Annotated in this window: 19 protein-coding genes; 8 read left to right on the top strand and 11 right to left on the bottom strand. The window is 63.7% G+C overall.

Going from position 1 to position 16,904, the window contains the following annotated elements; translation table 11 throughout:
- Positions 1 to 27 precede the first annotated feature (27 nt).
- Positions 28 to 900, top strand: a complete 873-nt coding sequence (gene fghA / locus AC0V7N_RS32255) for an S-formylglutathione hydrolase (protein ID WP_475452279.1) — start codon at positions 28 to 30, stop codon at positions 898 to 900.
- 25 nt (positions 901 to 925) lie between these two features.
- Here the strand turns inward: fghA and AC0V7N_RS32250 are convergent, their stop codons facing one another.
- From AC0V7N_RS32250 to AC0V7N_RS32225, 6 genes are all read right to left on the bottom strand, one after another.
- Entirely contained in the window at positions 926 to 1,858 is a 933-nt protein-coding gene (locus tag AC0V7N_RS32250) for a nucleoside hydrolase (protein WP_475452278.1), read from the bottom strand.
- A gap of 11 nt (positions 1,859 to 1,869) precedes the next feature.
- Positions 1,870 to 2,883 carry a nucleoside hydrolase gene (locus tag AC0V7N_RS32245; protein ID WP_475452277.1) on the bottom strand — a complete coding sequence of 338 codons (1,014 nt, stop codon included), beginning with the start codon at positions 2,881 to 2,883 and terminating at the stop codon, positions 1,870 to 1,872.
- 10 nt (positions 2,884 to 2,893) lie between these two features.
- Positions 2,894 to 3,880 (bottom strand): ABC transporter permease, encoded by a 987-nt coding sequence (locus AC0V7N_RS32240; RefSeq protein WP_475452276.1) that lies wholly within the window; start codon positions 3,878 to 3,880, stop codon positions 2,894 to 2,896.
- Positions 3,868 to 4,908, bottom strand: coding sequence for an ABC transporter permease (locus AC0V7N_RS32235; protein ID WP_475452275.1), 1,041 nt, complete (start codon positions 4,906 to 4,908; stop codon positions 3,868 to 3,870). The genes AC0V7N_RS32240 and AC0V7N_RS32235 overlap by 13 nt, the downstream gene beginning before the upstream one ends.
- A complete protein-coding gene (locus tag AC0V7N_RS32230) occupies positions 4,908 to 6,473 on the bottom strand; it encodes an ABC transporter ATP-binding protein (protein WP_475452274.1) in 1,566 nt (521 codons plus the stop codon). Before AC0V7N_RS32230 ends, AC0V7N_RS32235 begins: the two co-directional genes overlap by 1 nt.
- 121 nt (positions 6,474 to 6,594) lie before the next feature.
- Positions 6,595 to 7,599 (bottom strand): BMP family lipoprotein, encoded by a 1,005-nt coding sequence (locus AC0V7N_RS32225; protein ID WP_475452273.1) that lies wholly within the window; start codon positions 7,597 to 7,599, stop codon positions 6,595 to 6,597.
- A 256-nt stretch (positions 7,600 to 7,855) separates the two neighbouring features.
- On the opposite strand from AC0V7N_RS32225, the gene AC0V7N_RS32220 reads away from it, so the two are divergent.
- From AC0V7N_RS32220 to AC0V7N_RS32205, 4 genes are all read left to right on the top strand, one after another.
- Complete coding sequence (locus tag AC0V7N_RS32220) at positions 7,856 to 8,440, top strand: amino acid synthesis family protein (protein ID WP_027033912.1); 585 nt, start codon at positions 7,856 to 7,858, stop codon at positions 8,438 to 8,440.
- The gene (locus AC0V7N_RS32215) at positions 8,437 to 9,021 is read left to right on the top strand and encodes an amino acid synthesis family protein (RefSeq protein WP_475452272.1); all 585 of its coding nucleotides are present in this window, start codon (positions 8,437 to 8,439) and stop codon (positions 9,019 to 9,021) included. The genes AC0V7N_RS32220 and AC0V7N_RS32215 overlap by 4 nt, the downstream gene beginning before the upstream one ends.
- A 107-nt stretch (positions 9,022 to 9,128) precedes the next feature.
- The gene (locus tag AC0V7N_RS32210) at positions 9,129 to 9,479 is read left to right on the top strand and encodes a transposase (RefSeq protein WP_183460044.1); all 351 of its coding nucleotides are present in this window, start codon (positions 9,129 to 9,131) and stop codon (positions 9,477 to 9,479) included.
- Positions 9,428 to 10,276 carry an IS3 family transposase gene (locus AC0V7N_RS32205; RefSeq protein ID WP_475460593.1) on the top strand — a complete coding sequence of 283 codons (849 nt, stop codon included), beginning with the start codon at positions 9,428 to 9,430 and terminating at the stop codon, positions 10,274 to 10,276. The genes AC0V7N_RS32210 and AC0V7N_RS32205 overlap by 52 nt, the downstream gene beginning before the upstream one ends.
- A gap of 205 nt (positions 10,277 to 10,481) precedes the next feature.
- Here the strand turns inward: AC0V7N_RS32205 and AC0V7N_RS32200 are convergent, their stop codons facing one another.
- A complete protein-coding gene (locus AC0V7N_RS32200) occupies positions 10,482 to 10,772 on the bottom strand; it encodes a DUF1330 domain-containing protein (RefSeq protein WP_496627513.1) in 291 nt (96 codons plus the stop codon).
- 165 nt (positions 10,773 to 10,937) lie between these two features.
- Here AC0V7N_RS32200 and AC0V7N_RS32195 point away from each other — a divergent pair, with 165 nt between their 5' ends.
- Entirely contained in the window at positions 10,938 to 11,396 is a 459-nt protein-coding gene (locus tag AC0V7N_RS32195; RefSeq protein WP_475452270.1) for a MarR family winged helix-turn-helix transcriptional regulator, read from the top strand.
- A 40-nt stretch (positions 11,397 to 11,436) separates the two neighbouring features.
- On the opposite strand, the gene AC0V7N_RS32190 is transcribed toward AC0V7N_RS32195, so the two are convergent.
- From AC0V7N_RS32190 to AC0V7N_RS32180, 3 genes are read right to left on the bottom strand one after another with little or no spacing between them, the layout of a single operon-like run.
- Entirely contained in the window at positions 11,437 to 12,630 is a 1,194-nt protein-coding gene (locus AC0V7N_RS32190) for an amidohydrolase family protein (RefSeq protein WP_475452269.1), read from the bottom strand.
- A gap of 42 nt (positions 12,631 to 12,672) precedes the next feature.
- A complete protein-coding gene (locus tag AC0V7N_RS32185; RefSeq protein ID WP_475452268.1) occupies positions 12,673 to 13,221 on the bottom strand; it encodes a MarR family winged helix-turn-helix transcriptional regulator in 549 nt (182 codons plus the stop codon).
- Positions 13,222 to 13,263: 42 nt separating this feature from the next.
- On the bottom strand, positions 13,264 to 13,908 hold the full coding sequence (locus AC0V7N_RS32180) for a cysteine hydrolase family protein (RefSeq protein WP_475460591.1): 645 nt from the start codon (positions 13,906 to 13,908) through the stop codon (positions 13,264 to 13,266).
- Between the two features lie 234 nt (positions 13,909 to 14,142).
- Here AC0V7N_RS32180 and AC0V7N_RS32175 point away from each other — a divergent pair, with 234 nt between their 5' ends.
- Together AC0V7N_RS32175 and AC0V7N_RS32170 are read left to right on the top strand one after the other, a co-directional pair.
- On the top strand, positions 14,143 to 14,997 hold the full coding sequence (locus AC0V7N_RS32175) for an NAD-dependent epimerase/dehydratase family protein (protein WP_475452267.1): 855 nt from the start codon (positions 14,143 to 14,145) through the stop codon (positions 14,995 to 14,997).
- The gene (locus tag AC0V7N_RS32170) at positions 14,994 to 15,800 is read left to right on the top strand and encodes an SDR family NAD(P)-dependent oxidoreductase (protein WP_475452266.1); all 807 of its coding nucleotides are present in this window, start codon (positions 14,994 to 14,996) and stop codon (positions 15,798 to 15,800) included. Before AC0V7N_RS32175 ends, AC0V7N_RS32170 begins: the two co-directional genes overlap by 4 nt.
- Positions 15,801 to 15,832: 32 nt before the next feature.
- Here AC0V7N_RS32170 and AC0V7N_RS32165 read toward each other — a convergent pair whose 3' ends face one another.
- Entirely contained in the window at positions 15,833 to 16,903 is a 1,071-nt protein-coding gene (locus AC0V7N_RS32165) for a Gfo/Idh/MocA family oxidoreductase (protein ID WP_475452265.1), read from the bottom strand.
- Between the last annotated feature and the right edge of the window lies 1 nt (position 16,904).

Genomic DNA, 16,904 nt, shown 5'->3' with positions numbered 1-16,904 from the left:
GGACGTTTGCCGAAGGCGGAGAAGAACATGTCGGACCGGATGAAGACCATCTCCGCTGCCAAGTCGCATGGCGGCGTGCAGGGCGTCTATTCCCACGCTTCGGATGCCTGCGCCTGCGACATGATTTTCGCCGTCTTCGTGCCGCCGCAGGCCCGTGAAAAACCTTGCCCGGTCGTATGGTATCTCTCCGGCCTCACCTGCACGCATGCCAATGTCATGGACAAGGGCGAGTACAGGCGCATGGCCGCCGAGCTTGGCCTGATCGTCGTCTGTCCCGACACCAGTCCGCGCGGCGCCGATATTCCCGACGAGAAGGACAATTGGCAGTTCGGCAGCGGCGCCGGCTTCTATGTCGATGCGACGCAACCACCCTACGCCACGAACTATCGCATGTATTCCTATATCACCGAGGAACTGCCGGCACTGATCGCTGAGGAATTTCCGGCCGACGTGACGCGCCAGGCGATCTTTGGCCATTCGATGGGCGGGCATGGCGCCCTGACGATCGCGCTCAAAAATCCCGAGCGCTTCAAAAGCTGCTCGGCCTTCGCGCCGATCGTGCAGCCGAGCACCGCTGGCTGGTCGCGGCCGGCCCTCGAAAAATATCTCGGCGCGGACGAGACATCATGGCGGGGCTACGATGCCACCTTGCTCATCGAGGATGGCCACCGCTTCCCCGAGCTTTTCGTCGATCAGGGGACGTCGGATGGATTTCTCAAGGACGGGCTGAGGCCCTGGCTTCTGGAAGCGGCCTGCGCCAAGGCCGGCATCCCTCTGACACTGCGCATGCAGGACGGCTACGACCACTCGTATTTCTTCATTTCGACATTCATGGACGACCATCTGCGATGGCATGCCCAAAGATTGTCTGACCCGGTCGTCGGCACTGGGTCACGCTGAACCAAGGAAATATCCCCGAGCGGGTCTAATCCCGCAGCAGGTCGAACATCAGCTTGAAGAAACGGTCCGCGTCGACCTCATGGGCGATGCGCGCATTGTCCTTCTCGCCGCGCTCGTTCCAGAAATCGGCAACCGTCGCGCCGAACGCATAGGTGCCGGACAGGTCGACGCCGATATGGGCCGGGCGCGTGCGCACCAGTGTCGGGTCGATGGCCAGCGCCAGCGCCAGCGGATCGTGCATGGCGCCGCCGACACCCATCGAGTTGCGGTGCAGCGTCTCGTAGAACAGCAGCCAGTCGTTGACGAGCTTGCCGAGCGGCGTATCGATGGTTGCCAGTTCGGCATATTGCGGCGCCTCGATCAACACCTGCATGGTGACATCGAGGCCGACCATCAGGATCGGCACGCCGCTGTCCAGCACGATCTTCAGAGCTTCCGGGTCGCAGAAGGCATTGAACTCCGTCGGCGTGATGATCTCGCTCTTGCGGTAGAACACGCCGCCCATCCAGATCAGTTCCTTGATCTTGGGCAGCACGTCGCGATGCTTGAGGATCATCAGGCCGATATTGGACAGCGGGCCGGTGGCGACGACCAGGATCGGCTCGGGCGACGCGCGGAGCTTGTCGGCCAGGAAATCGACAGCGTGCTGGTCGACCGGCTTGATCGTGGCCTGCGGCAGATAGGGCGAGCCTTCGAGGCCGCTTGGGCCATCGGCGGTGCCAAGCACCAGCGGTCGTGCCAGCGGGCGATGACACCCTTGAGCGACTGGCACGTCGCCGGCGCCGATATATTCGAGGATGCGCAGCGCGTTGGCCGTCGTCTTCTCGACCTCGGCGTTGCCGCAGGTGGTGGTGACGCCGATGAGTTCGATGGCCGGTGAACGATGCGCCATGACCAGCGCGATGGCGTCGTCGTGGCCTGGGTCGCAGTCGAACAGGATGGGTGTTGCAATGGTCATTTTGTCGGTCCTCACGCCGCTTGTTCGTAGCGCGCGATGGTTTGCTTGAAGATGTTCAGGAAGCGGCGGCCGTCGAGATCGGTGCAGATGCGCGTGGTCCTCGGTCCGCCGCCGGGCAGCAACTGCCGGCCGCGATGGGCGACCGTCTGTCCACGGGCGAGGCGCCCGTCCAGCACGACATCGACGAAGAGCGGTTCGCTCATGGTGGCGAGGGTCGGGTCGAAGGCCAGTGCCACGGTGATCACGTCGTCCATCGGGAACCCGACCAGGTCGAAGAACTCGCGCCAGATGTCGATATAGATCGGAAAGCTGTCGGCGATCATGTCGAAGACGGCATTCTTCCGGGCAACGGCCTGCATGTCGGCAATGTCGTCGCGCGTCAGCATGGAGGCGGCGACGCGGTTGTCCTCGCAGATGTCGAGCGGCACCAGGATCTTGTCGACATCGGCGTTGAGCACGATGCGCGAAGCCTCCGGATCGGCCCAGATGTTGTATTCCGACAGCGGCGTCATGTTGCCGGGCGTCTGGAAGTTGCCGCCAAGCACCAACAGCCGCTTGAGCGCGCCCGCCAGGCGCGGCTCCTGTAAGAGCGCCATCGCCGCATTGGTCAGCGGCCCCGTCGTCACCAGCGTGATTTCACCCGGATTGGCCATCACCGTCTCGATGATGAAGTCGACGGCATGTCCCGGCGTCGCCGGGCGGGAGGGAGGCGGCGCCGGCGGGTTGAACTTCTTCAGCCGGTCGCCGAAGCGGGCAACGAGCCGCTTTTCGAAATGGACAGGCGCGTCCATGTCGGCCTTGGAATTGCCGACGATCGGCCGCCAAGCGCCGGCGTGAACCGGTATGTCGTCGCGCCCGGCAAGCGTCAGCGTGTTGAGCACGACATTGGTGACCTGTTCGATCGGGCCGGCGGCACCCGTGACTGTGGTGACGCCTTCGAGCCGGACATTCGGGTTCGCCGCGGCAAACAGCACGGCGAGAATATCGTCGCCGGCAGAATCCACGTCGAGGATTATGCGTTCCATGAGAGTTCCTTCATTGCGGATTTTTGTCGACCGGGGCGTTGTTCCTGTCCACCGACAGCAGTTTCTGCATCGACGCCAGCGTCTCCTTGATGATCCTTGGCCGTGCCCGGTAGGACAGCGCGAACAGGGCGGTCAGCGCGACGACATAGGGCACGGTCAGCACCAGATAGGACGGAAAACCGAAGGTCTGCAGGCGCAGCGAGAAGGCGTCGGCGAAGCCGAACAGCAGGCAGCCGGCCAGCACTTTCAGCGGATCGCCGTTGGAGAAGATCAGGATCGCCACCGCCATGAAGCCGCGGCCCGAGGACATGTTCTCGGTGAACATGGTGATGTAGCCGAGCGACAGATGCGCGCCGGCGAGGCCCGCCAGCAAGCCGCACAGCAGCGAAGCGATGTAGCGGACGCGGGTGATCGAGATACCCAGCGCTTCGGCGGCTTCGGGCTTTTCGCCGACGACGCGGATATAGAGCCCGAGCCGGGTGCGGTTGTAGAACAGCACCAGCAGCGGCACTGCGAGGAACGCGACATAGACGATCGGCGTGAAGCCCGAAATCAGCGGCGCCCACGAGCCGAGCAGCGCCTGGGCGCCAGGTATCTGCACCTTGGGCAGGCCGACGATGCCGTGACCGACGATCGATCCGCGCGTGCCGAAAATCGCTTTCATCAGCGAGATCGTCATGCCGCCGGCAAGGATATTGAGCGCCAGGCCGACGACCACTTCATTGGCCCGGAACGTCACCACCAGCACGGCAAAGGCGAGCGCGAAGGCAAGCGCCGCGGCAACGCCGCAAGCAACCCCCGCGAATGCCGAACCCGTCCAGATCGAGCCGATAACGGCAAAGAAGGCGCCGGCCAGCATCTGGCCCTCGAGGCCGATGTTGAAGATGCCGGCCTTGGTGGTGAACGACCCGCCAAGCGCGACCAGGAGAATTGGCGCGGTGGTGCGCAGCGTCGCGGCGATCAGTGCGACGTTGATCAGTTTGTCTAGAATTTCCATCGCCGCTCCCCCGCCTGGCTGTCGCCGCGGCGTTTGATCAGAACCTGCGCCGATACGCTGAGGATGATCAGCGCCTGGATCACGGTGATGATTTCGCGCGACGCGCTGGTGTCGACTTCGAGCAGCAGCGAGCCGCTGCGCAGCGCGCCAAAGAACAACGCGGTGACGATGGTGGCAACCGGCGAGCCGTTGGCGAGCAGGGCGGCAATCAGCCCGTCGAAGCCGAAGCCGGGAGCAAAGCCTTCCATGAAGCGGTGATGCACGCCGAGCGTCTCGACGCCGCCGGCCAGGCCCCCAACGGCGCCTGAAAGCAGCAGCACGACAAAGCCCTGCCGTTTCACATTGACGCCGCCATATTCGGCGAATTTCGGCGCCGACCCGACCATCGTCACGCCATAACCCCAACTGGTGTAGCGAAACACCAGCGCCACGCCGACCGCCAGCAGCAGGCCAATCACCAGCCCCCAGTTCAGCCGCGAGAAGGCAAAGATCTCCGGCAGATAGGCTGTCGCCAGTATCGGTGGCGTCTCCGACCAGCCGCCCGGCCGCTTGAACAGGAAGATGGTGAAATAGGAGGTCAGCAGCACGGCGATGTAGTTCGACAGGATCGTCGAGACGACTTCGTTGGTGTTGTAGCGGGCGCGGAAATAGGCGGGAATGGCGACCCAGGCCGCGCCCGCGACGACCGCGAGCGCCAGCGCCGCCAGCGTATGGATGCCCGCGGGCAGGGAAAAGCTGAAGCCGACCCAGGCGGCGGCGAAACCGCCGAGGAACAGCTGGCCCTCAATGCCGACATTGAACATGCCGCCGCGCAGGCCGATGCAGGCCGCGACGCCGCAGATCAGGATCGGCGTCGTCTGCAGCAGCGTGCCGGCAATCTTTTCCTGGTCGCCAAAGGCGCCGCGCAGCAGCGTCATCAGGACATGGACCGGACTTTCGCCGACCAGGAGGATGATGATCGCCCCCAGCAGCAAGGCTACGCCCACGGCGATGATCTGGCCGGAAAAGGCGCGCAAACGGTCGCTCATCATGCGGGCTCCAACTGCCGCGACACGCCCGCCATCATCATGCCGATCCTGTCTTCGTCGGCATCGTCGCCGGCGACTTCGCCCATGATCCGTCCGTTGAACATCACCAGGATGCGATCGGCGAGCGCCGCCAGTTCGTCGAGCTGCACGGAAATCAAGAGGATGGCACGCCCGGCCGCGCGTTGGCGCATGATCTCGTCATGGATGGCCTCCTGGGCGCCGATGTCGACGCCGCGCGTCGGCTGATCGATCAGCAGGAAGTCGGCGCCATTGGTGAATTCGCGTGCCAGCACGACTTTCTGGATGTTGCCGCCGGAGAGCCGTTTGACGGCGTCGCCCGCTCCTTGCGCGCGAATGTCGAAGCTCTTGATCAGCGCTCCGGCATTTCCAGTGATCGCCTTCCAGTCGAGCATGCCGTTGCGGCTCCACGGCGCGCGGTGCTGCCGGCCCATCAGCGTGTTCGCCGCGATCGAGGCATTGCGATCGACCCCGCGCACCATGCGGTCGCCCGGAACATGGGCAAGGCCGGCCTCGCGGATTGCGGCGGGGGAGAGCGTGGTGAGGTCCTGGCCCTTGAGCCGGGCCTCGCCATGGCTTGCCGGCCGCAGGCCCGAAAGCACTTCCGCCAGTTCCGTCTGCCCATTGCCGGCGACGCCCGCAATCCCCACCACCTCGCCGGAGCGGACAGTGAAACTGGCGTTGCGAAGGGCCGGCAAGCGGCGATCATCACGAGCCCACAGATCCTTGACGTCCAGCACGATGTCGCCGTGCAGGGCTGCTCGCGGCCGCCGGTCGAAACTGACCTCGCGGCCGACCATCATGCGCACCAGCTCGTCCTTGTTGAGTTCCGAAGTCGGGCGGGTCGCCACCTTCTTGCCGTTACGCAGCACCGTCACTGTGTCGGACACCTCCATCACCTCTTCCAGATGGTGCGAGATGAAGATCACGGTCATGCCCTCGGCGACGAAGCTGCGCAGCGTCTGGAACAGTTCGCGGCTCTCCTGCGGCGTCAACACCGCGGTCGGTTCGTCGAGGATGATGGTGCGGGCGCCGCGCACCAGCACTTTCAGGATTTCGATGCGCTGTTCGATGCCGACCGAGAGCAGTCCGACGCGCTCGGTCGGATCGACATGCAGCCCGAAGCGCTTCGACAGTTCCTGTGTGCGTGCGATCTGCGCGCCATGGTCGATCAGCCCATGACGGCGGATTTCCATGCCGAGAAAGACATTGTCGGCGACCGAGAGCGAGGGCACCAGCTTGAAATGCTGGTGCACCATGCCGAGCCCCGCCTTGATGGCCGCCGCCGGATCGGCGACCACCGTCGCCTCGCCATTCAGCCGGATCGAGCCTTCGTCGGGCTGCAGCAGGCCGAACAGGATGTTCATCAGCGTCGTCTTGCCGGCGCCGTTTTCGCCGATGATGGCGTGGATTTCGCCCCTGCGCACGGCAAGGTCGATGCCGTCATTGGCAATGAAAGCGCCAAAACGCTTGGTGATAGCCGTCAGCTCGACGGCCATCGCGGCAGTGTTGTGGAGGGTCGGTGACCCCGGCGCGTTCGACACCATTGCTCTCGCAGATTGGGGCTCTCGCAGATTGCGAGCTTTCGAAGATTGGACACTGATCCGCCGCGGCAAGCCGCGGCGGATCAGTGTAGCGCTTTCTTGGGAGGGATGCGCTGTTGCTGGCTTACTTCGCCTTGGCGATCACGATCTTGCCGTCGAGGATGCCCTTCTTGATCTCGTCCAGCTTCGCCGTCACGTCGGCCGGGATCTTCGGCGCGATGTCGTCGCAGACCTTGAACTCGACGCCGCCCGACGCCAGGTCGAAGGTGCGGGTGCCGGCGGTGACCTTGTTGCCGCCGACCTCGTCCTTGATCAGCGTGTAGACGGCGATGTCGCCACGCTTCAGCATGCTGCCGAGCACATTTCCGGGGGCCGTGCCGCACATGTCGATATCGACGCCGATCGAATATTTGTCGGCGGCGGCACTCGCCTGCATCACGCCTTCGCCGGTCGGGCCGGCAACGTTGTAGACGATGTCGGAGCCCTGGCCGTACAGCGCCTGGGCGAGCTCGCTGCCCTTGGCCGGATCATCGAAGGTGCCGGCGAAGACGGAGTTCACCTTGACGTCGGGTGCGGCGTATTTGGCGCCTTGTTCGTAGCCGCCAAGGAAATTGCGGATGACCGGGATGTCGCGGCCGCCGACGAAGCCGATTGCCTTGCCGTCGCCGATCTTGGGAAATTCGCTGCCCTTGGCCTCGATCATGCTGGCCAGCGCGCCGGCAACGAAGGAGCCCTGTTCCTCGGCGAAATTGGCATAGATCATCTTGGGATTGTCGAGCACGCCATCGATGAAGACGAAGCGCTGGTCGGGGTATTCCTTGCTGACTTTCTGCAGCGAATCGACCAGCTCCCAACCCATGACGAAGATGAGGTCGTACTGTTTACCCTTGGCGAGGTTTTCGAACTGCTCCTCATAGTCCAGCGCGCGATTGCCGGTGTCGACCAGCTTGAGGTCGATGCCGAAATCGGTCTTGGCCTTGTTGAGGCCGTTGACGATCGAAACGCCAAAACCCTGGGCAAAATAACCCGAGATGGCGGCCACCGAAACCTTGGCCTGTGCGGCGGCCGATCCCAACGAAACGGCCAGCATCGTGCCGGCCAGAAACAAACTCTTGAGCGCCCTTGTCATGTTATTCCCCTTCAGCTTTTTTCAGCTTTTGAAGCCACGCCTTGACCATCCCCCACATATCGCCGGAATGCCGGCAAGTTCGTTGATGGTCATATGAGTTTAGGAGCGGCTAAACAGGCTGTCAATCGTCATCCGATGTAGTTTTCTCAGGCCCGTCATCCGCGTCCTCCATCGCGCCGCTTGACAAATATCGGCGATGCATAATTGTTGATACTCTAACGAATTTTCGCAAGTGACGGGACGAAGGATACGCGCAATGCCAGCTGTGGTGGTCAGGAAATTTCTGGTCCAGGTCGAGGAGATCTTCCATGAGGGCGGGCCGCCCGCGGCACGCCCGCCCAAGCGCGGCGCGATCGTCGCCGTCATCGCCAACCCTTTTGCCGGACGCTACGTCGAAGAGATCACCGGCTTCATGGAGGATCTGAAGCCGCTCGGCCTCGAGATGGCGCGGCGCCTGATCGACGCCATGGGCGATGGCGTTGCAGCTGTCGAAGGCTATGGCAAGGGTGCCATCGTCGGCGCCGCCGGCGAACTTGAACATGGCGCACTGTGGCACAATCCGGGCGGCTACGCGATGCGCGAACTTCTCGGCGACGCCAAGGCGATCGTGCCCTCGACCAAGAAGGTCGGCGGCCCCGGGACGCGCATCGACATTCCGATCACCCACATCAACGCCTCCTATGTGCGCAGCCATTTCGACGCGATCGAGATCGGCGTCGGCGACGCGCCGCGCAGCGACGAGATGGCGGTCATCCTGGCGATGACGACCGGCGCCCGCGTTCATGCGCGGGTCGGCGGCCTGGCGGCGGCCGACATCAAGGGCGAGGACGGATTGCGATGAGCCTGGAAATCCGCCGCATCATCACCATCGTCGAAGAAACCCGGATCGAAGGCGGCCGTCCCGTCGACCCGCCGACACGGCGTGCCGCGGCGATCGCGGTGATCCGCAACCCTTATGCCGGCACGTTTGTCGAGGATCTGTCGGCGTTGAGCGCGGTCGGCGAAGCCCTGGGCGATATCTTGCCCAGGCGTGCGGTGGCTGCGCTTGGCATTGCCGGCGGTGAGGTCGAGAGCTTCGGCAAGGCAGCCGCCGTTGGCGCCGACGGCGAGCTGGAACATGCCGCCGCCATCCTTCACCCAACGCTCGGCGCCCCGTTCCGCGACGTGCTCGGCAAGGGCGCCGCGCTCATTCCCTCATCGAAGAAGCGCGGCGGCCTCGGCGTGCCGCTCGACATTCCGCTCGGCCACAAGGATGCGGCGAAGGTGCGCAGCCATTTCGACGGCATGGAGGTCCGCGTTCCCGATGCGCCGCGCGCCGACGAGATCGTCGTCGCCATCGCCGTCACCGATTCCGGCAGGCCGCACCCGCGCGTCGGCGGGCTGACCAAGGACAAGATCATCGGCAAGGACGGCGTGAGCTAGAGCAATTCCAGGAAAAGTGTGAACGGCTTTTAGAGTGCGCCCCTCGGAGCGGACAGATTGACTAAGCAGAATTGACTTGGAAGCCGGGCTTTCGAAGGATGGAAGCCATGACTGCACATCGCGCGCACAGCATCGAGTTCAAACGTCAGGTAGTGCAAGAGTTCCTCTCCGGTGAGACGCTTCATGGTCTGGCCAGGCGGCACGAACTAGCGCGTAACCTGATCCGTATCTGGGTCCAGAAATACGAGGCCGGCGCCTTCGACGAGGATGTAGCGGCGGCCGAGACGATGCAGACCTATGAAGCTCGGATCGCCGCGCTGGAGCGGCTGGTAGGCCGGCAAGCCTTGGAAATCGAGTTTCTAAAGGGGGCTCTGAAAAGCGCACCACGTCCCAGAAGCGGACCTACATCCGTGATCACCGGCCCCGCGGTGTCTCCATCGCTGAAGGATGCCGGCTGATGGGGATCGCGCGATCAACCTACTACGATCAGCCCGAAACCGCCGTGGATGACACAGCGCTCGTCGAGACGATGGGTGAGATCTCCGACAGCTTCGAAGCCTACGGCTATCGCCGCATGCAGGCGGCGCTGCGGCAGAGCGGCATTGTCGTGAACCACAAGAAGGTCAGACGATTGATGCGCGAGCATGATCTGCAGCCCAGGATCAGGCGACGCTTCATCGCCACCACGGACAGCAATCATGAATTGCCGATCTTCCCGAACCTGGCGAAGGACGTGACACTCGATGGCCCGAACCGGCTTTGGGTAAGCGACATAACCTACGTGGCGATTGCGGCAGGCTTCGTCTACGTCGCGGTCATCTTGGATGCCTGGTCCCGCAAGGTCGTTGGTTACGCCATCGGCCGGTCGATCGACGCGCGCTTGACCGTTGCAGCATTGAAGGCGGCAATCGAACGGCGAAAGCCGCCGCCGGGCTGCGTCCATCACTCGGATCGAGGCGCGCAATATGCCGCGCTCCTCTATCGCAATCTTCTCGCCGAGCACGATCTTATTGGATCGATGGGTCGGCGCGGCAATCCCTACGATAATGCCAAAGCGGAAAGCTTCATGAAGACGATGAAGGTCGAAGCCATCTATCCGATGGCCTATGAAACCTTCACCGACGTCGCTGAGGATCTTCCCCGCTTCATTGATGAGGTTTACAACACTCGCCGATTGCACTCAGCGCTCGGCTATCTCAGCCCGCAACAGTTCGAAGACCAACACGCCCGGAAGATGGTCAAAACTGCCGCCTGATCCTGTCCGCTCCGAGGGGCGCACTCCATTTCCCGGGCAAAGCGCATAGCGCTTTGCCCTTGGGAATTGCGTCAAAACAAGGACTTGGAGCCGGTCGCCGTTTCCGTGAAACGGTGAACAGCTCTAGGGTATGCCTGATATTCAGGTGATGCCGGCCTGCAAACGCCGGCTTCCTGCGCTTCCGGTGTTCGCGTATCGGAAAGTTTTAGCGGGTTTCGACGATGAACATCCGTGCCTCTTGGGCTTCCCGGCGCTCGGCCTTGATCGGCGCGTATCTCTCGGAATTGTAGAACGCCAGCGCTTGGGCGAGGGTTGCAAACTCAAACACGCCGGCCATCGGGAGCGGCGCGTCCTCGCCCTCAAGAACCTGCGCAACAGGGCCGAAATGTAAAATGCGCCCGCCGGCCTCTTGCAGAGCGGCTTGAAAGCGTGGCGCGACAGCCGCCTGTTTGGCGGCGTCGATGACACGCAGATTGATATGCACGTACGCTGGCATGGAATTCTCCTAATAATGCATATACAGTATTCTTCGAGGACGAAATTGTCCAAAGCAATTCCAGGAAAAGTGTGAAACGGTTTTCCGTCCGGAATTGCGTCAAAACAAAGATTTAGAGCGTTTCACCGTTTCCCTGAAAACGGTGAAACGCTCGAGAGGGCGGACGTGAGCGGTTTTGATCCGGAAACGTTGAAAGGCGTCGCGGCGGAGTGTCCGGGTTTTCAGGCTCGTGCGACGGCGCGGGCGGTCACGCGCTATTACAACGCCTGCTTCAAACCGCTCGGGCTGACGGCCGAGCAGTTCAGCCTCCTCGTGGGCATCGGAGCGGTTGAGGGAACGACACTCGTCGATCTTGCGAACAGCGCGGGAGTCGACCCGACGACCCTAAGCCGAAATCTTCAGAACCTGGAAGAGCGACGTTTGGTACATTCAAAGGGCGGACGCGGCCGCTCGGGAAAGCAGATTGGCCTGACAATATCGGGGCGCAAGCTTGTCGTCGATGCGCTCCCGTTATGGAATTTGGCTAAAGCGGAACTGTCCAGTCGCTTGGGCAAAGAGAAACTGCGTTCCGCCAGCAAGCTAATGGCCGAACTGGCCGAGGCAGCAAAAACTTTGCGTGCATAACGGCTCGTCCTGACCTCCTCAACATAACCCTGAAACGTCGTCAGCTGGGGACGACTTCCGGCACCCGCATCGCTGGCGGGGTGTTGCGGCTGCGGCCGGTTCGCACCTCGCCGTCGATGACGACCATGCCGATGCCAGGCAGATTGCCGAGCGCCACACTGTCGAGCAGCCCGTCCCCGGCGCCGCCCATGGCCTGATCGATGAAGATCAGGTCGGCTGCACGGCCGACCTCGATGATGCCGCGGTCGGCCAGTCCGCGCACGCGCGCCGTGTTGCCGCTGGCGAGACAGAACGCCACTTCCGGCGCGACACCGCCCAGCGAAGCCAGCATGGTCAGCGTCCTCAAAATGCCGAGCGGCTGTACGCCGGATCCGGCCGGGCTGTCGGTGCCGAGGATGACGCGCGAAAGTTCGCCGCGCTGCCTGGCGAGGTCGAGCACGAACAGGCCGGTGCGCAGATTGCCGTTGTGGACGATTTCAAGCGCGCGCGAGCCGTTCTCGCAGATCTGCCGGATTTCGGCGTCGGGAAGTGCCGTCGGTCCGCCGTTGACGTGGGCAACGATGTCGGCGTCGACCTCCAGCACGACGTCCGCTCCGATGCGGCCGGAGCCGGGCAGGGACGGACCGCCTGTGTGGGTCATCGAGGTCATGCCGTATTTGCGCGCCCAGGCGATCATCTGCCGGCCTGTCGGCCCGTCCTTGACGCCGCCGAGACCAACCTCGCCGACAAGTGTCACGCCGGCCTCGGCGAGGTATCGGAAGTCATCCTCGACCAGGCCGTGTTCCAGGATGGGGGCGCCGGCCAGGATCTTCATGCCGTTGGGGCGGAAGTTGGAGAAGGTCCGCTGTGCCGCGATCGCCAGCGCCTTCAGCCCGACCAGGTCGCGCGGCCGGCCAGGCGTGTGGACCTCTCCCGCCGAAATGATCGTGGTGACGCCGCCATGCACGGTCGAATCCATCCAGCCGATCTGGTTTTGCCGCGGCGTCCAGTCGCCGGCCACCGGATGGGCATGGTTGTCGATAAGTCCCGGTGCGACCGCACAGCCCATCGCATCGATGATCGTCGCCGCATTGCCGCTGTCGACGTCGTCAGCCTTGCCAATGCCTGATATGCGCCCGTCGGTAACGACGATGGTGTCGGCATCGAGGATCGGCTGGCCGAGGTCGCCGCTCAGCATGAGGCCGATATTGCGGACGACGAGCGTGTTGGCAGACGACTTGGGGTCGGACGACATCGGTTCTCACTTCTGCTGGTACGGAAAAGGTCTGGTCGCGGCCTACTTGCCGCCGTCGCCATTCGATGGATCGTCGTCATTGATGCGCTTGAGCAGGCGAAGCAGCGTCGCCTGCTCCGTGGGCGACAGCGGCGACAGGAAGCGCCGTCCGACCTCGACGCTGCGTGCGAGCCGCTCGAGCGTGTATTCGGTGCCTTTCTCGGTCAGTGCGATCATCGACAGGCGCTGGTCTGTGTCGGAAGCGCTGCGCGTGATCAGCCCGTGTTTGAGCAATTTGCGCATGACGATGCTGATGGTCGACGGGTCCATCGCCGTCAGCCGTCCGAGATGGTTCTGCGAGACCTCGCCATGTTTGAGGATCGTGGCAAGGGCCGCGAACTGGGTCGGCGAAAGATCTTCGCCGGCCATGACCTGCTGGAAACGCAGCGTCGCGCGCTGATGCGCCTTGCGGATGACGTGCGCCGGATGCTGGTCCAACGCGTATCCGGTCTCGGCGTAGCGCTCCAGCACCTGCTCGCGGCTCAGTGGTTCCGCGTTGCCGCTCGGTCGCTTCGGTGTCGCGTTTTTCTCGGATTTCGTTTCGGTCGTCAAACCGCACTCCTGTTGCCTGTCTCGGATGCCGCTGGCTCTAGGTCAAGCCGCGACTTCAGTCGGTTGCAGCGACGTCCCATCGCGAAGGGCCGCGACGACATCAGCCGAATCGCTGACCACGCCGAAATGCGTCGCTATGTCGTAGAGCGAGCTTTCCTGCTCGCGCGGTCCGGTCGCGGCGCAGCAATCGCTCGGCACCACCACTTCATAGCCCCGGAAAAAGGCGTCGTGGACCGTCGAACGCACGCAAATGTTGGTGACCACGCCGAAGATGACCAACTGGTCGACCTGCATATCCTTGAGCGTCAGATCGAGGTCGGTCTGGAAGAAGGCCGAGTAGCGCCGCTTGATGACATGAATCTCATCATCGCGGGCGCCAAGGTCCTCGATGATTTCCGGTCCCCAGCTGCCCTCCACGCAATGTGGCGTTCGTTTGACCCATTCGCGCTCGCGGCGCATGCCCGGCCGGTGCGCATCATGAACCCAGATCACGGGCGCGCCGCTGGCGCGCGCCGCCTCGATGACGGCCAGTTGCGGCGCCACCAGTGTCTCATATCCCGGCAGGACCATGGCCCCGCCCGGTTTGCAGAACTCGTTGACCATATCGATGACGATAATGGCTGCGCGTTGCGGATCAAGGCGCATCGCGTCATCGTGCCGATGTGAGGAAAAAACGTCCACGGCCATGGCGGACTCCTTTGGTCGATCGTTGATACTCATACAAAAAACCCTGGCGGATGCCAAGTCAATCCCGTTCGACGCAAAGCTGTGGTCACCTGCCTTGCGCACGCCGCTCGCACAAGCGTATGCGCTATTTGCTCGACGCGAAATGGCCTTGACAAGGGTCGGCAACCATGTGCTCGATTTGTATGACCATCAATGATATCCAAGCCTCTGTGCTTGCGAGCCGAGGGCCGTGATATGAAGACGATTGTCACCGGAGCCAGTGGCCTGCTTGGCCGTCACGTGGCCGAGGCTCTGCTTGCGGCCGGCCATGACGTGCTGGGCATCGATACTGTGGCGCCGGTCGGCGGCGCATGGCGGCACGCCACCGCCGACCTGACCGATCTGGGATCCACCCTGCAGCTGGTGCGCGACTGCGATGCCGTCGTGCATGTCGCGGCCATTCCGCGGCCGACCGGGCGGGCCGGCGGCGAGGTGTTCAAGACCAATGTCGCGACCGCCTACAATGTCGTCGAGGCCGCCGCCATGGCTGGCATCAGGCGCTTGGTCTATGCCTCGTCCTTCAGTGTCTTCGGCTATCCTTTCTTCGAGAAGGCGGTCGTTCCGCCCTATCTGCCTGTCGATATGAACCATCCGGTCGGCGCGCAGGACCCGTACGGCCTGTCGAAATGGCTGGGCGAGGAAATCGTCGACACGGCGGTGCGCCGCGGCGCCTTTTCGGCGGTCAGCATCCGCATGCCGTGGATCCAGACCCCGCAATCCTTCTTCGTTGGTGTCGGGCCGCGCCGCGCCACGGCCGACAGCGCCCGCGACCTGTGGGCCTATCTCGACGCGCGCGATGCCGGGCAAGGCTTCCTGCGGGCGCTCGAATGGCAAGGCGACGGTCATCTGCGCGTCCTACTCAGCGCTGCCGACACCTTCATGGAAGAAGAAACCGAAGCGCTGGTGCGTCGGGTCTATCCAGGCGTTGCCCTGTCGCGGCCGATCGCCGGTTTCGGTTCCGTGCTCGATACGGCCCACGCGCGCGAAACGCTCGGCTTCGAGCCACAGCATTCATGGCGTTCCTATCCAAAGCCGGAGACCGAGGGATGAAAAGGTTCGACCAGAAGAAGGTCCTTGTCACCGGCGGCGCCGGCGCCATCGGCACTGCCGCGGTCCGGCGTTTCCTCGACGAAGGCGCGCGCGTCGCCATTGTCGACCGCAACGGCGCGGCGGCCCACGAGCTGGCTCGCTCTCTCGGCGACAGCACCATCGCCATCGATGCCGACGTCACCGACGAGAAGGATGTACGCAGCGCCGTCGCAACCACCGTCGAGACATTCGGCGGGCTGGATGTGGTGTTCAACAATGCCGGCATTTCCGGCGTCGTCGCGCCCGTGCACGATTTGCCGGTCGAGGATTGGGACACCATCATCCGCATCAATCTGCGCGGCATCTTCCTCGTCCTGCAAGCCTCGCTTCGGGCGATGATCGAGGCCGGGACCGGCGGCTCGATCGTCAATATGGGTTCGTCGATGGCGGGCTGGGACGTGCTTTCTGGCGGCGCCGGCTATGTCGCCTCCAAACACGGCGTCGTCGGGCTGACACGGGTCGCGGCGCTCGATGCCGCGCCCTACGGCATTCGCGTCAACGCCATCTGCCCCGGTGTGATCGAGACGACGCTCGGCGTTCCGGCTTCCGGCGACGGTGATTTCAAGAGCAGCGTCCAGCATTTCGCCGACCGCATCCCGTTGCGCCGCATAGGCCAGCCGGAGGATGTCGCGGCCGCCGTGGCTTTCCTTGCCTCGGACGAGGCAAGGCATGTCACCGGCGTCGACTGGCTGATCGACGGCGGCCAGACCTTGCAGAGCTGGGCCAACGCGCCGGCCGGCGACGCCTTTCCAAAGTATCGGTAGGGCGCCGCTGCCGACCCACGAGCGAAGGCCCGTCAGGGCTTTTTGGGCGGCATTGCCTGGATGATCCGGACCGCAAGATCGAGATCGGCCAGCCCGCCCGAAAGCGGCGTGCGCGGCTTTGCCCCGGTCAGGATGCAGTCGGCGAAATGCTGCCATTCGCGGCGGAACGAGGTGTCGGGGACGCCCGGTATGACGCGCTCGGACGCGGTTTCGCCCGTTGCCTCGCGCACGCGAACAATTGCCGAGGCGTTGCGGAAATAGGGGTTCTGGAATTCGATCCGCACCTCCTCGCGCTCGCCATGCACATGGATCCACTCGTCCCACCATTCATACTGGGCAAGCGCCATGTCGAACAGGCAAGGCACGCCGCCATAGTCGAGCACGGCCAGCAACTGGTTCGGACCGGTCTGTTGCGCATGGACGACGCGGTCCGGCGTGCCGAAGGCGCCGCGCATGACGGCAAGATCGTGGCTGCTGAGACCGAGCAGCAGCAGATAGAGGTCGCGATAGCCGGCATGATCGGCGCCAAGCGCCGCCTCGACGCGCCGGGCGACCGCATCGCGCCCTGCCGCCAGTATATCAGCCGGGACATCGGCGATGCGGGTCTGCGTGTAGAGCTGGCCATAGCGGTCGAAGCGGCCGGCGAAATCATGGACATGGATCGACTTCGGCCGGCCGATCGCGGCAATGCGCTCCAGCCCGGTCTCATAGCCCGGATCGTAGAATTTCATGTAGCCGACAAGGGCGACGAGGCCGCTCCGCTCGGCCTGCTCGACCAGCGGGCGCGCCTCCTGCGGCGTGAAGGCGAGCGGCTTCTCGACGATCAGGTGCTTGCCGGCACGGATCGCGTCGGCGACCATCTCGCCATGGTCGTAGGTGCAGATCACCACCGCATCGACATTGGGATCGGCGAGCAGGGCGCGATGGTCCGTATAGCGGGCGGCGACACCGTAATGCTCTCCGACCTTGTCGACCGTGCCGGGCGAGATGTCGCATAGAGCGGCGATACGAAACGCCGGCAATTCCATGAGATAGGGCAAATGCATCAGCTGGGCGATCTCGCCGCAACCGATGACGCCAACGCCGATAACGCGATCCTGCATG

This window comes from Mesorhizobium kamtschaticum, assembly GCF_056174585.1.
The sequence above is the reverse complement of the archived record's forward strand: the minus strand, read 5'-3'. Positions and strand labels throughout refer to the sequence as shown.